Here is a 14,581-nt window from a genome sequence, read left to right on the forward strand (position 1 = left end):
CAATGCACAAATTATAGGCGATTGCCGCCGATCTCCGCAAAGATCGTATGCAATCTTTTTCATCTCTGTATTCACTTTGTCTCTCGTCCAAGCGATGCGATTCAGGGTAGAAGAAGGCAGGACCACTGCCATGAACATTGCCGACCAGACCTTCCCTGCTATCGAGGCCGCCAACGAGGATCGCGCGCAGGCGATCCGCGACCAGTTGCGCGACGCGATCGTCGATCGCCGGCTGGCGCCGGGAACAAAGCTTTCCGAAGGCGAAGTCGGCACGCTGTTCGATGTCAGCCGCACCGTGGCGCGTGCCGCACTGCAGATGCTTTCCTTCGAGGGATTGGTGCGCACCGAGCGCAATCGCGGCGCCTTCGTCGCCAATCCGTCGCCGGAGGAAGCGCGGCAGGTTTTTGCTTCGCGCCGGCTCATCGAACCAGGCATCGCGATCGCCGCCGCCGGACGGATGACGCCGGCGCATGTCGCCGCGTTCAAGGCCCAGCTCGACGAAGAAGGCCGTTTCATCGCCGAACGCGGACCGAACGCAAGGCGATCGGAGATCAAGGCGTCGGGGGATTTTCACCTGCTTCTGGCGTCGGTCGCGGGAAACGTCATCCTGCAGCGCTTCATGGAGGAATTGGTCGCTCGTTCATCGCTGGTGATCGCACTCTATGGCCGCTCGGGCATCTCGAGCTGCGGCCACAACGAACACACGCAGATCCTCGAGGCGCTGGAAAATGGCAATGCCGAACGCGCCAGCGCGCTGATGCTGCACCACATCGACCATATCGAGGCCGACCTCGATTTGCGCGTCAGGAGCGGCCCGGCACTCAGGCAGGCGCTCGAGTTCTGAAAATTTGCCGTTCGCGGCAACCTCGCCATGCCCATAATCACCTTTGCCCGACAAGCGCTTGCCTTGCGAAGCGCGCGCGGCCGCACGCCTTCCCCCAAAGCGCAAGATACGGCCGGCGGTTGAGGTGCCGTACACGATACGTAAGTGCACCCGCTCAATGATTGCGTCGAGATAAGCGTCACATGCTCGGGGCCGCATGTAGACGCATCGAGGTATCGAGCCGGGGATGTCGCAATGCGCAAGGGCCTTGCCGCGGTGCTTATGGATTTCGTCAGAGCTCGTCGGTCGCGGCGAAGCTGCGCCTCGCTGGACCTTTCGTTTGGCCGGATTATCTCCGGAATGACAGCGGTGTCTTTCATCTTGCTGCCGACGGTGGGCTTCACCAGCGATCACATCTCCGCCTGGCGCCTGGGCGCCCGTATCGTCGCCGTCGGGCTGCCGGGCGTGGCCGGCGTGCGCGAGGTGGGGCGTTTTCATAATGGCGGACCGATACCGGGAAATCCGGAATTCCTGCTGACCACGCGCGAAGGACGTGTGCTCGATCCGCTTAGGGTTCTGGTCGCGGTAGGCAGCAATTTCGGCGCGCCTCCAGGCGATCTCGTATTCAAACCTGGCGCGATCCTGTCAATCGATCCGCGCGGCGACAAATCGGGCACGATCCTGGTTCCGCAGGATCTCACCGACCAAGATCTAGCCGACTATGGCGGAGCGAGCCCAGTCCAGCTCTACACGGCGCAGAGCGAGCCATTCCTCAACCGGCGCTACAATGGCCAGGCTCGAACGGCGCGGCTGGCGGCGGCTTCCGGACCGCGCTACATCTCGATCAACAACGCCTTTGGAAGGCCCTGGATCGCCAACGCGCCGAACGGATTGGCCGGCGAAGGCAGCGTCACCGTCGTCGACCCCGACGGAGCCCCGCTCGACAATGCGCCAAGCCGCGAGGCCGGCGGCGTGTTCGCCGGCCGGTCTACCGATCGCGAACAAGCGCAGATCGCTCAACCCACTGGATGGCTGGCGAGCGGCTGGCTGGCCAACGGATGGCTGGCGAAGCGGCTGAACTACCGGGCAAGCGGCCAACTGACGCCCGGCGGGCTGCAGACCGGTGCGCTCGGAACGGCGTTTCTCGGCCCGTCACCGGACGGCAGCGGATTTGCCGTGTTCGGCGCGGTCACTGCGGACGGCAGCGTGGTCCAGATCCATGTCCAGGACGGTGTCGACGGCCTAGCCGGCCCTGGCACGGTGAGCATGGGCCGCAACAGCGGCGACGATCCCGGCGTCATCGGCATTGCCTTCAAGTGGAACCCGGACCGTGTTCTCTACATCGCCGACCCCGGCCGCGACCGGCTGGTGCTGCTGAAACTGCAAGACGACCGGCGGCATTTCACGGTCGCCGGGGCTGGCATGGTCTCGCTGCCGGAATTCGATCGTCCAGTCGACATTGCCGCCGCTGTCCCCGAGATCGCCAATCCGCACTTTTCGAGCCATACGACGCTTGCCGGGGGGTCGGACCTGTTCGTCGCCAATAGCGGCGACGGCTCGCTGCTGCGCATAAGCCAGGACGGCCGGCTTCTCGCCCGAGCGACGATCGACATCCCTGGCCTTGGGCCTCTCGGCGGCGATCGCCTGCGAGCCATCGCAATGTCGGCGGACGCGCAGCGGATCTGGATAACGATAGGCGGCGAGCTTCCCGGATTTCCCGGCCGCGACGGAGCGCTGCTCGAGGTTCCTGCTTTTGACGAGCACGGCGTGTCGGCGACGGCCCAGCAGACGCAAAATGCTGCCGCCAACCCCGATCTCGCCGCTCGCGGAAGGGAGCTGTTTCACACCGATTTCACGCCGCGGACCGGTCTTGGACCATTGTTCAATGCGACGTCCTGCCTGTCCTGTCATCCCGGCCCCGGCGGTGCGAGCGCGGATGAGAACCGTTTCGCGCGCAGGATAGCCCATATGGATCCGGGATCCGGGCGCACGGTCCCGATCGATCATCCCAACAGCCCGGTCGCCCGGCGCTACATGCTGCGCGATGGTGCCGGCATCGCGGCTGAACCGGCTGCACTGCCGCAGCAGGCCAATGTCATCTCGCTGCGCATGCCGCCCAGCCTCTACGGCGTCGCTGGCATAGACGACATACCCGACAGCGTCATCGAGGCGCAGGCAGTCAGCAAAGGCGACGGGATCAAGGGCCGCCCGCACTATGTCCTCGATGCCAACGGCGCGACGCGCGTCGGCCGCTATGGCTGGAAGGCCGACATTGCGGTCCTCGAAGAGATGGTCGCCGACGCTTTCACCAGGGAGCTCGGCATCACCAGCGTCGTCTCCGGCCACAGCGGGACGGACACGCAACCCGTCGAACAAGGGTCCGGAGAGATCGAGGCGGTGGCTGCCTATCTGCGAACGCTCACCCCGGCCGAGGAGGCCAGGCGATGAGCATCGCCCTGACGTTTTCGCATGCGCCGGAACAAGCGCACTCGATCTTGCCCGGTATAGCCGTGGCGGCCGCGCTCGCCCTTGCGGGCGGCTGGATTGCCGGCGGATTGGGCGAGCCGCTGTCGCGCAATCCGGTCCTCGTCGCCATGCTCTTCGGGCTGCTGATCGGCAACAGCTTTGCCTGCCCCGAAGTCCTGCGCCCGGGGCTCGACTTCACCAAGCGCTACCTGTTGCGCCTGGCGGTCGTCCTTGTCGGCTTCCGCATCACGACGCGACTGTTCCTCGATCTCGGGCTGATGCCGCTCGCGGTGGCGGCCATCGAACTGATCCTGGTCGCGGCTTTGCTCTACGCCATCGCACGTAGGCTGTTCAGGCTGGAGGCCGAGATCGCGTTGCTGGTCGCGGTCGGAAGCGCCGTCTGCGGCGCAGCCGCCATTCTCTCAGTGGCTGCGCTGATGCGCGCACGCGACCAGAGCGCGGGGGTTGCGATCGCCCTGATCACGCTCAGCGGCACCGCGGCGCTGCTCGTCTATCCCGTGATGTTCCTGGGCGGCTGGCTGCCGCATCTCGACGACCGGCTCTACGGCGTGTTCGTCGGCGCGAGCATCTTCGAACTGGCGCAGGTCTACGGCGCCTCCTTCGCAGTCTCGGACGGGGCGCTGAACACCGCTACCCTCGTCAAGCTCAGCAAGGTGCTGATGCTCATCCCGCTTCTGCTGGCCATCGGCACGTTCTTTCGCGGCCGCAAGAGCGCGCCCGGAGCAACGCCGATCCCGTTCCCGTGGTTCATCGTCGCCTTCATCGGCGTGGTGATGCTCAATTCGCAAATCACGCTCGATCCGCAATTGCGCCGCGGCATTCTCGACGTCGACCAGTTCCTGTTCCTGATGGTGATGGTCGCGCTCGGGATCACCACACGCATCGGCCGTCTCGGCGAAGCCGGCGGTGCGTGGCGCCTGATCGGCCTCGGCTCCAGCGGAGTGCTTTTGTCGGCAACCCTGGCCTCTGGCGCACTGATCCCGTTCTCGGCCGGCTTCCTGGCCTCGCCGTCGGTCTCGAGCGAAAGCGCAATGCTGGCCAGCGATGGCGGAAGGCTCTTCGCTTCGGTCGGCTGCGCCAAATGCCATGTGCCGGCGCTGGCGGGCACAAAAGGCGAAGTCAGGCTCTACTCGGACCTTTTACTGCACGACATGGGATCGGCGCTCGACGACAAGATCATCCAGGGCAACGCCATCGGCGCCGAATGGCGGACAACGCCGCTGGTCGGCATCCGCCTGCGCCAGCGCTTCCTGCATGACGGCCGCGCGACCACACTGCGCGATGCAGTGTTCGCGCATGGCGGCACGGCGCAGATCGTCCGCGACCGCTTCTTCGGCCTGGACGAGGCCGACCGCCAGGCGGTCCTCGATTTCGTGAGCAGACTATGAACCGGCCGCGTCACGCCAAAACCGGACCGAATCGCCATGCATGAAGGCATCATCGCGGAGCTGAACCATCTCGACGGACCCGAGCTGCTGGCGCCACTCGTCACCGACTTGTTCCGCGGAAAGGTAGCGCTCGTCTCCTCATTTGGCGCGGAATCTGCGGTGTTGCTGCACATGGCCGCATCGATCGACAGGTCGCTCCCCATCGCCACACTCGATACCGGAAAGCTGTTTGCGGAAACGGTCGCCTATCGTACGCAATTGACGGCCTTGCTCGGCCTCACCGACGTGCGCATCGTCACGCCCCGGGCAAACGTCCTGCGGGTGCTCGACGGCTCTGGATCGCTGCACCGCAGCGATCCGGACCGGTGCTGCCACATCCGCAAGGTGCTGCCGCTCGAGAAGGCCCTGAGCGGTTTCAAGGCCTGGATTTCCGGCCGCAAGCGCTATCATGGCGGAGTTCGCACGGATGTTGCGACGCTGGAAGAAACTGACGGACGCCTGAAGATCGAGCCACTCGCCCGCTTCACCCGGCAGCAGATCGAGGTCTATCTCGACCATCATCGCCTCCCCCGGCATCCGCTCATCGAAAAAGGCTATTTCTCGATCGGTTGTGCGCCCTGCACCGTCGCGTGCGGCAGTGCGGACAATCCGCGCGCGGGCCGCTGGAGCGGATTGTCGAAAACAGAGTGCGGGATCCACCGGTCGCCCATCCCCTCGCACAATCCGGTCCCGTCCGCTTCCCGATTTCCGGTTGCGTAAGGCACCGAAGACCCGGGCGCCCAACAAGCCTTGAAAACTAGGCACGCTTGCGAAAACTGGGAGATCAATCGCCGGGAAACTAGGTGACCGTACCGATGTGCGCGGATGCCACTGCGCACAGGATGAGCTCGTGCGTTTGGAAAGGACTGCCAGGCAGCCCATGAGCTTGCCAATCGGAGGGAATAGCCATGATCAGGTCTTCTACCGGATTTGGAGCCGACGGTCGAAGACCGAGTGCGAGGTTCGCCCGCCGTCCATTGCCCAGTTTCAGGTTGCGCAACCATCGAGATCCGCCCTCCCGGGATCAGCCAGTGCCGCTTCATCTACGAAGCCCCCACGAATTGTCGCATGACTGCGCCAGGCTAACGTCAATCGGATCGGCGGGACGGTCATGGCAGCACGACCGTCGCTCGATGATTGGTCGAGCGGGAGCCCCCATGGCCGCCTTAGATGCCTTTGAAGCCGATGCGACGCAACCGCTCTCGGGCACAGGCCGGATCGCCAAGCTGGCGGCCCCGCGCAGCGCCAGGATATTGAGGCGGAACCGCGTTCTCGAAGCGATCGATCGGGTGTCGCGGTCGAGCGTATGCTGGGTGGCGGCACCGGCCGGCTACGGCAAGACGACCGCGGTCATCGATTATCTCGAAAGCGTCGAGGCGCCGCACATATGGTACCGTGTCGATGAGGGCGACCAGGATATAGCGCGGTTCTTTCAATATCTGGCGCAGTCGCTGGACTCAGTCTCGGCTGGAGACATGCCGGTCTTCGGCGTCGAGTATGCCGAGCAGCCGAAGGAGTTCGCCAGGCGCTTTTCCAGAGCCTATTTCGCTCGGCTAAAGCCCGGCACAATTCTGGTGCTCGATGATTTGCACGACGCCGATACCGCAGAATTTCGGGCGGTGCTTTCCGAGATGTTCCGTGAACTTCCTGACACCGTCCGCTGCATCTGTGTCTCACGCACGCTGCCCCAGGAGGAATTGGGCGACCTCATTCTCAAGGGCAAAATGGCTGTCATCGACCGCCACGCGCTCGAATTCTCGACCGCGGAAGCGCGCGATCTCGTCCACCTGCGTTCGAGGGACGCCGCTCGGGTCGATGTCGAGGCGGCGCGCGGTTGGGCGGTCGGGCTCGTCCTGCTCGCGGACCAAGGCACCAAAGCCGGACTGGACGGCACAACGGAGACGGTCCCCGGCGGGCAGAACGTGCTGCCCGACGTTCTCGGTCGTCATTTCTTCCTTTCCCTTCCCTCCGTCGACCAGGACATGCTGCTGAAACTCAATCTGCTGCCCGAAATCAGCGCCGGGTTGGCTGACGAGATGATCGGGTCGGGCGAAGCAGGAAAGCTGCTCGACAGGCTTTACAGGCGACAGTTTCTGGTCACGCGCTCGGAAAACAACCGCGATATCTTTCACCTTCATGACCTCTTGCGCGACTTCCTCGAGCGTCGTTTCGCACAGCAAATTGCCAGGGAAGAGCAGCAATCGCTCCGGCGAAAGGCGGCGAAGGTCCTTGCGGGGGCGGGCCGTCATGACGAAGCCATACGCCTCGCCTTACAGGCCGACGACTGGGACCAAGCGAGCGACCTGCTGCTGAGCCGCGCAGAGGACTTGCTGGCGCAAGGGAGCCGCGCGACCTTCATCGAGTGGTGCGGCCGATTGCCGGAAACCATCATGAATGGCTGGCATTTCTATTGGCTGGGCGTGGCCCACATGCCCGACGACGCTGCGGCGGAGCGTTGGCTGTCCAAGGCGTGGCAAGCCTTTGGCGAGGCCGACGATCTGCGCGGCCTGTGCCTCACTGTGTCGCGGGCGGTGTTGGTCAAGACTGCCAGCTGGCGCACGTACGAAGGTCTGTCCATGTGGACGCGACGGGCGTTCGAGCTGATCGAACGCGGGCTTCCGGAACTACCTTCCGAGGAAGCGATGCTGGTACGCATTGGCATGATGCGGGCGCTGAACTTCGGCGACGACTGCTATCGCAGCAGCCCCGCCGGACAAGCACTCGAAACCGAACTCCTGGAGCGGTTGACCCGGAATCCCGAGCACGATCCGAGCGGATTGCGGCTGCTTGCCAGCGAAACGCTGATCGATCTTTCGGTATCGACCATGCGCGCCGATCTGTTCGCCAAGGCCGTCGACAGCGTCGTTGACGATTTGAGTGACAAGAGCGTGCTGCCTTGGATTCTCGGCATGTGGCTGGTCGCCTTTGGTGCGGAAAGTGGACGTTATTTTCCCTATAAGAGAAGGGATTTTCCCTATCCGTCGGCCGAAGCGGCGTTGCGGGCGGCGATCGCAATTGGCGAGCGCGAATCGCTGAGGGGCGTGGAGTTCGGGGGGCTCTATCATTTGCAAATGCAGATGAAGGTCCGCAACGATTTTGCCGAGTTCCACCAAGTGGTCGAGCGTTTGGCCGAGATCGCCGACAGCCGTTTCACCACGCAGGTCGCCGTCGTCGCCGATTGCCACGCCGCGCTCCATGCCAGGCAAGGCGATTTCACGGCCGCTTACCAGGATTGCGAGCGCTTCATGACTGCCATCGAGGCGGCCAACGAGCCGATGATCGAGCGCTGGCCGCACTACATCACGCAGTTCCAGGTGCTGCTGGCGGACAGGAAGCCGCGCGAAGCCGCCGTGCTTCTCAGCGATCTGCTGCCGCGGCTGGACGGCGGCGCCCACAAGCGAACCGAGATATGCATTCTGGCAGCGGCCGCATTGGAGAACCTGTGGAGCGACGATCCGCACTATGGCGACCGGCTGCAGGCCTTCCTGGAAGCGCTGCGCGACATCAGCTGGCCAATGGTGCTGCTCAATGTCCCGGAATTGCTCGCCGAACTGCTTGGCGATGCGCTTGAGCGCGGCATCGAGCCCGAGTTCTGCCGGTCGTTGATCCGCGAACGCCGGCTCGAGCCGCCGCCCCGGCGGCCCGCCGCCTGGCCCTGGCCGCTCAGGGTCCACGTCCTCGGAGGCTTTCGGCTCGAACTCGATGCAAACCCTCTCGCGCTCGGCGCGAAGCCGCCGACGAAGGCCCTCGACATCCTGCGAGTGCTGGCGATCTCAAAGGAAAATACCTGCTCGCAGGAGACCATTCAGGACTGGCTGTGGCCCAACCTCGACGGCGACCAGGCGCGGGCGGCGTGCGACCAGGCGCTTCATCGGCTGCGCAAGCTGTTGGGACGGACCGACCTCATCGTCCAGCGCGAAGGCAAGCTTCGCCTTGCATCGGACAAGGTCTGGGTCGACCTCGCCGACTGGGAAGCACGGCTCAAGACTGTCGCAAAGGTCAATGCGGAGGGATTGCGGCCAGACGCGGAGGCGCTCTTCCATGCATTCCCGGGTCCGTTGTTGTTGCACGAGCGAACCGCTTCCTGGTCGCTCCCGGCTTGCGAGCGCGTGCGTCGCGAACTGATCGATCTTGGGCTGCGGCTCGGCCAGCGGCTGGAGGCGGCCGACCAAGCCGACAAAGCACGGGCGATATATCTAGCGGTATTGGACTTCTATCCAGATGCCGGACCGATCTGCAAAGCGCTGATAAAGGAGCAACTGTGCCGCAATGATTTCGAAGGCGCAGTTGACGAATATGGGCGCTGCGAGCGCGCATTGCGTGCTGCCGGTGACGTAGCGGCCGCAGACATACGCGCGCTGGTGGCTCCCTATCTCGCGCGACGGGCGTCCCGATCCTCGTATTGAAACGACACGTTCTTATGGCCATGGTACTGGCGGAATTTTCACCCGCCAGCGCTCAACGCACGATCCTCACGCACATCGGCGTGCCAATATCGATGGATCGGCCGGTGTCGGTCAGCCGGCCGGTTGCGGCATCACGGGCGAAAATCGAGATGCGGTCGGCATTCTGGTTGGCCGAGAACAGATGGCCGCCCGAGGGCGTCAGTGCCAGATTGCGCGGCGTGGCACCGCCGCAAGGCGTATAGTCGACAAGAGCAATCCTGCCGGTTTGCTGGTCGACCGAAAACACGACGATGCTGTCATGACCGCGGTTGGAGCCGTAGAGAAAGCGGCCGTCAGGCGAGATCTGGACGTCGGCACAGTGATTGCCGTCGCGCGCCTCGGGCGGCACGGCCGGCTTGCTGTCGATCACCGTAAGCTTGCCTGATGCTTCGTCCAGCGCCAGCGAGACAACCGTCGAATCCAGCTCGTTCATGACGAACACGAAGCGACCGCCCGGATGCAGTGCGAGATGGCGCGGACCCGCGCCTGGCGCAAGCGCCGACTCGGCGAGTTTCGTCAGGCTGCCGTCGCGCCCGATGCGATAGGACACCAGCCGGTCGATGCCGAGGTCAGCGACGATCGCCATGCCGCCGGCAACCGTCTCGGTTACGCTATGGGCATGCGGCCGCTCCTGGCGGGCAGGATCTGGTCCGGTCCCGCTATGGGCAACGCTCGACAACGGCGCTGTCAGGCCGCCATTCTCACCCAACCCATAGACCACGACCGAGCGATCGGGGCCGCCCTCGCCCATGCCGTAATTGGCGACCAGCAGCTTGGTCCGGTCGCGCGTGATGGTGTTGTGCGCCGTGATGCTGCCCAGCGTCGGCTGCTTGTTGATGTAGGACAGCGTGGCGGTCTGCCTGTCGAAACGGTAGGCCGAGACCACCCCTTCGCGCCAGGTGAACACTTCTGAGTTGGCATAGACGTGGGAGCCGTCCGGCGTCACCGACAGGAAGGTGGGATTGTCGATGTCTCCCGTCTCGGCCAGTTTCTTCGTCTGCAGCGTCCCTTCGTCGAAACTGTAGACACCCAGCCCGATGCCGCGCGCGCCCTGAAAATACGGGGCGTCGCGATTGAGGCTGCCGACGAAAATCAGACAGGCATTCTGCATCACTTCCTCCCTTGTTCCGCCGGCATTGGCCCCAACGGAGCAGGCAAAATTTCGCCGAGACTCGCTTGCAACGCAACCCCATATGTGAAAATACTATTCACAAAAGAAGATTGACGGGAGGATCGATCATGCATTTCGCTGGTCTGCGGCGCGCCCTGATGGACGATTCCCGCTCCCAGAGGAAGTTGTCATGAGCAGTTTCGCGCCAACCGTGGGCGTGGCATCGACACACCCCGCCAACATGCCTAGGGATCACGCCGACCTTCCCGTCTGGAACGCGGAGAACTGGTTCTACGAAGACTGGCCGGTCGGCCAGAAGATCCGCTCGCTGCGCCGGACCATTGCCGAGGGCGACAGCCATCTGTTCAACACGCTGGTGCTCGACATCCATCCATACGTGCAGGACCAGATGTTCGCCGAGACGCAAGGCATTTTCGGCAAGCGGCTGGTGGCAGGGGCCTTCGTGTTCTCGGCCGGGCTCGGTCTCGTCGCCACCAATTGCGTCAACGCCTTTTCGTATGGCTACGACAAATTGCGCTTCATCAAGCCGGTGTTCATAGGCGACACGATCTATTCAATCCGCTCCAACCTCGACAAGAAGCCAAAATACAAGGAAATGGGGCTGATCCGCGCCAGCTATGAAGTCTTCAAGGGTGAAGGCGAGCTCGTGCTTTATTGCGAGCACCTGCAGACGGTGAAGTACCGCAATCCGGCCGATTTCGCCGGTAAGACGGAGAAATAGGCAATGGCTGCCATTGCCGAACTGCCGCTGACCGGGCTCATCGTTGTCGATATGAGCCAGTTCTTGTCCGGGCCTTACTGCTCGCTGCGGCTGCTCGACCTCGGCGCTCGGGTCATCAAGATCGAACGGCCTGACGGCGGCGACCTGTCGCGCCGGCTCTATCTCAGCGACACCGAGATCGGCGGCGATTCCACCATTTTCCATGCGATCAACCGCGCCAAGGAAAGCCTTGCCATCGACTTGAAGGACGAGGCCGACCTTGCGGCGCTGCGCGGCCTGCTGGCCAAGGCCGACGTGCTGATCCAGAATTTCAGGCCCGGCGTCATCGAACGCCTGGGCTTCGATTACGAGGCGGTGCGCAAGATCAATCCGCGCCTGGTCTATGCCTCGATCAGTGGCTATGGCGAGGAAGGCCCGTGGGTCAAGCGGCCGGGGCAGGATCTGCTGGCGCAGGCGCGCTCCGGCGTGATGTGGCTGAACGGCGACGAGGACCAAGGGCCGGTGCCCTTCGGCCTGGCGATCGCCGACATGCTGGCGGGTTCCGCCGCCGCGCAAGGCATCCTCGCCGCACTGGTGCGGCGCGGCGTGACCGGCAAGGGCAGCCATGTCGAGACCAGCCTGCTCGAAGCGCTGGTCGACTTCCAATTCGAGGTGCTGACCACGCACCTCAATGACGGGCGCCGGCTGCCGCGGCGGTCGAGCTTCCGCAGCGCGCACGCCTATCTCTCGGCGCCCTACGGCGTCTATCCGGCCAAGGACGGCTATCTGGCGATCGCCATGACGCCGATCTCGAAACTCGCCGATCTCCTCGGGCTCGAGGAACTTGCGCCCTACCGCGATCAGCCGTCGACCTGGTTCACTGCCCGCGACGAGATCAAGGCGATCATCGCGCAAAAGATCGCAACGAAGACGGTCGACGAATGGCTTGCCATCCTCGAGCCTGCCGACATCTGGTGCGCCAAGGTTTTGACCTGGCCGGAAATGATGGCCAGCGAAGGCTTCCAGGTCCTCGACATGCTGCAGACGGTGACGCGCGAGGATGACGTTTCGATCCTCACCACGCGCTCGCCGCTCAGGGTCGACGGCATCCGCGCCAAGGTCGAGCGGGCCGCGCCGCGCATCGGCGAGCACAGCGCAAAAATCCGCGCGGAGTTCGGGCTGTGAGCGACGCCACGCTCAAAGGCATGACCTGGAGCCATCCGCGCGGCTATGACCCGATGGCCGCCTGTTCGAGACTGTGGAAGCAACAAACTGGCATCGCCGTTGAATGGGACAAGCGCTCGCTGCAGGATTTCGAATCCTTCCCGGTCGAGGAACTGGCCCGTGCCTACGACCTGATCGTCGTCGACCATCCGCATGTCGGCCAGATCACCGCCGAGAATTGCCTGGCGCCGCTCGATGTCGCCGGCCGGGAAGCCGAACGCGCGGCACTTGCGGCGGGCAGTGTCGGCCGGTCCTTTCCGAGCTACAACTGGCAAGGCCGGCAGTGGGCGTTTCCGATCGACGCGGCCAGCCAGGTGCAGGCATGGCGGCCCGACATGCTTTCGGCTGCGCCGGCGAGCTGGGCCGATGCCCTCGATCTGGCCCGGCAAGGCCACGTGATGTTGCCGCTGAGGCCGCCGCATTCGCTGATGGTGTTCTACACGCTTGCCGGCAATCTCGGCCGGCCCGCCGGTGAAGGCCCTGGCGACCACGTGGATCCGGCAGCGGGCAAGCAGGTCTTCGAGATGATGCGCGAGATCGCAGCCCTCGTCGACCCGGCCTGTCTTGGCATGGATCCGATCGCGGTTCTGGAGCAAATGGCCGGATCCGGCTCGCGGATCGCCTGCGCGCCGCTGATCTATGGCTATGTCTCCTATGCCATCGCCGGGTTTCGACCCACCCGCCTGGCTTTCGCGGATATCCCGGCCGCTGGCAATGCCGGCCCCAAAGGCTCGGCGCTCGGCGGGACCGGCATCGCCGTGTCGGCCTTCTCGAGGGCCGGACAGGCAGCAATCGACTTCGCCTACTGGATCGCCAGCGGTGACGTGCAGCGCGGCCCTTACGCCTCGGCCGGCGGCCAGCCCGGCCATGCGGCAGCCTGGGCGGATGCCGCCGTCAACGCCGCCGCCGGCAATTTCTACAAGGACACGCGGACTACGCTCGAAGGTGCCTGGGTGAGGCCGCGGCACGACGGCTACATGGCGTTCCAGCAGGCGGCGTCCGATCGCATCAATCTCGGCCTGAGCGAAAGGCACAATGCCGCTCGCGTCGTTGCCGATCTCAATCGCCTGTTTCGGGAGAGCCTTTCGACGCAGGTGTCCGGCGTTGCCGGCGGAGGAGCCTGAAACAACCGAACGGAGGAGAACATGAACAGCCTGATCCGCGGCCTTATGGCCGCAACCGCACTTGCATCGGTCACGACCACCATAGCTTGCGCTCAAGACGTTTCGGGCGTGATTGCTGGATTGCCGACCGAACTGAAGGCACAATATGACGGCGCGCCGCAAAAGGTGCTGCCGTCGGCCTGGGATAATTTCACGCCGCCGTCAAAGCCGTGGAAATGGTGCCACTCCGAGTCCTACCAGGGCAATCCGTGGCGCGTCACCGTGACCAAGGAGTTGAAGCGGCTGGTCGACGGCCTGATCGCCGACGGCACCGTGGCGAGCTTCGAGGTGTCGGATTCCAACAACGACGCCAGTCAGCAGATCAACCAGATCCGCGCCTTCATCGACAAGAAATGCTCGATCATCACCTCGATCCCCGGCTCGGCGACGGCGCTGGACGATGCCATCGATGCCGCAGCCAAAGCCGGCATCCCCTTCATCACGGCAGCTGGGTCGGTGACCAGCCCGAATGCGATCAATGTCGATTCCAACTATGCGCGCTGGGGCTACGACATGATGACCGCGATCGGCAAAGCAATGCCGGACGGCGGCAGCGTGCTTCTGGTCGAAGGCATTGCCGGTCACCCGATCGTCGTGCAGGAGCGCCAGGGCGCCGACAAGGCGCTGGCCGAAAATTCAAAGCTCAAGGTCTCGCGCAGCGTCAACGGCAACTGGACTGCAAACGTCACCAAGACGGCGGTGCTGCAGGCGATCGCCACCAATCCGGCGCCGATCGATGCGGTGTGGACGACGGGCAGCGAAAGCCGCGTCGTCGCCGAGGCCTTTGCCGAGGCCGGCCGCCCTGCCCCGCTGATCACCGGCTCGATCACCGGCGATGCGCTCGGCTACTGGAAGGCCAATCCCGACAAATACCGCTTCGAAGGCCATGCGGTTCTGCCGCACTGGACGGCCGAGACGCTGTTTCGTGTCGGCGTGCGCATGCTCGACGGACAGAAGGCGAAGCTCAACACGCTGCTGATCCCGATTCCGCCGGTGCACAATGCCGACCTCGGCGCCTGGTACAAGGACTGCATGACGCCGGACGCCGTCTCGATCTTCCCGGTCCCGCCGAAGGATCCGATGCCGGAGGAATGGCTCGATGCCTACTTCGCCAATCCGGCACCCACCAAGGGCTGGGATTATTCGAAGGTGCCGGACGCCTGCGCCAAGTAGGATACGA

Annotated in this window: 10 protein-coding genes; 9 read left to right on the plus strand and 1 reads right to left on the minus strand. The window is 64.2% G+C overall.

What is annotated here, in order from left to right:
• Nucleotides 1-130 precede the first annotated feature (130 nt).
• The 5 genes from NKH59_RS02340 to NKH59_RS02360 all read left to right on the plus strand — a co-directional run bounded on the left by NKH59_RS02340 (nucleotide 131) and on the right by NKH59_RS02360 (nucleotide 9,143).
• Nucleotides 131-844: a GntR family transcriptional regulator gene (locus NKH59_RS02340; RefSeq protein ID WP_023676076.1), complete on the plus strand. Its 714-nt coding sequence runs from the start codon at nucleotides 131-133 to the stop codon at nucleotides 842-844.
• 339 nt (nucleotides 845-1,183) lie between these two features.
• On the plus strand, nucleotides 1,184-3,271 hold the full coding sequence (locus NKH59_RS02345) for a di-heme oxidoredictase family protein (RefSeq protein WP_353020768.1): 2,088 nt from the start codon (nucleotides 1,184-1,186) through the stop codon (nucleotides 3,269-3,271).
• Nucleotides 3,268-4,698, plus strand: coding sequence for a putative sulfate exporter family transporter (locus NKH59_RS02350; RefSeq protein WP_352502967.1), 1,431 nt, complete (start codon nucleotides 3,268-3,270; stop codon nucleotides 4,696-4,698). Before NKH59_RS02345 ends, NKH59_RS02350 begins: the two co-directional genes overlap by 4 nt.
• A 36-nt stretch (nucleotides 4,699-4,734) precedes the next feature.
• The gene (locus tag NKH59_RS02355; protein ID WP_352502966.1) at nucleotides 4,735-5,457 is read left to right on the plus strand and encodes a phosphoadenylyl-sulfate reductase; all 723 of its coding nucleotides are present in this window, start codon (nucleotides 4,735-4,737) and stop codon (nucleotides 5,455-5,457) included.
• A 437-nt stretch (nucleotides 5,458-5,894) separates the two neighbouring features.
• Complete coding sequence (locus tag NKH59_RS02360) at nucleotides 5,895-9,143, plus strand: AfsR/SARP family transcriptional regulator (RefSeq protein ID WP_352502965.1); 3,249 nt, start codon at nucleotides 5,895-5,897, stop codon at nucleotides 9,141-9,143.
• 52 nt (nucleotides 9,144-9,195) lie between these two features.
• Here NKH59_RS02360 and NKH59_RS02365 read toward each other — a convergent pair whose 3' ends face one another.
• Entirely contained in the window at nucleotides 9,196-10,293 is a 1,098-nt protein-coding gene (locus NKH59_RS02365; protein WP_352472922.1) for a lactonase family protein, read from the minus strand.
• Nucleotides 10,294-10,483: 190 nt separating this feature from the next.
• Between NKH59_RS02365 and NKH59_RS02370 the strand changes: the two genes are divergently transcribed.
• Genes NKH59_RS02370 through NKH59_RS02385 form a run of 4 tightly spaced genes read left to right on the plus strand, consistent with a single transcriptional unit; the run spans nucleotide 10,484 to nucleotide 14,574 of the window.
• On the plus strand, nucleotides 10,484-11,035 hold the full coding sequence (locus NKH59_RS02370; protein WP_352472921.1) for a MaoC family dehydratase: 552 nt from the start codon (nucleotides 10,484-10,486) through the stop codon (nucleotides 11,033-11,035).
• A gap of 3 nt (nucleotides 11,036-11,038) precedes the next feature.
• On the plus strand, nucleotides 11,039-12,199 hold the full coding sequence (locus NKH59_RS02375; RefSeq protein ID WP_352472920.1) for a CaiB/BaiF CoA transferase family protein: 1,161 nt from the start codon (nucleotides 11,039-11,041) through the stop codon (nucleotides 12,197-12,199).
• A 20-nt stretch (nucleotides 12,200-12,219) separates the two neighbouring features.
• Nucleotides 12,220-13,362 (plus strand): ABC transporter substrate-binding protein, encoded by a 1,143-nt coding sequence (locus NKH59_RS02380; protein WP_353020908.1) that lies wholly within the window; start codon nucleotides 12,220-12,222, stop codon nucleotides 13,360-13,362.
• Between the two features lie 21 nt (nucleotides 13,363-13,383).
• Nucleotides 13,384-14,574 carry an ABC transporter substrate-binding protein gene (locus NKH59_RS02385; protein ID WP_352502964.1) on the plus strand — a complete coding sequence of 397 codons (1,191 nt, stop codon included), beginning with the start codon at nucleotides 13,384-13,386 and terminating at the stop codon, nucleotides 14,572-14,574.
• The last annotated feature ends 7 nt before the right edge of the window (nucleotides 14,575-14,581 follow it).

Origin of the sequence: Mesorhizobium sp. M0998 (assembly GCF_040318885.1) — a bacterium.
GTDB lineage: Bacteria > Pseudomonadota > Alphaproteobacteria > Rhizobiales > Rhizobiaceae > Mesorhizobium.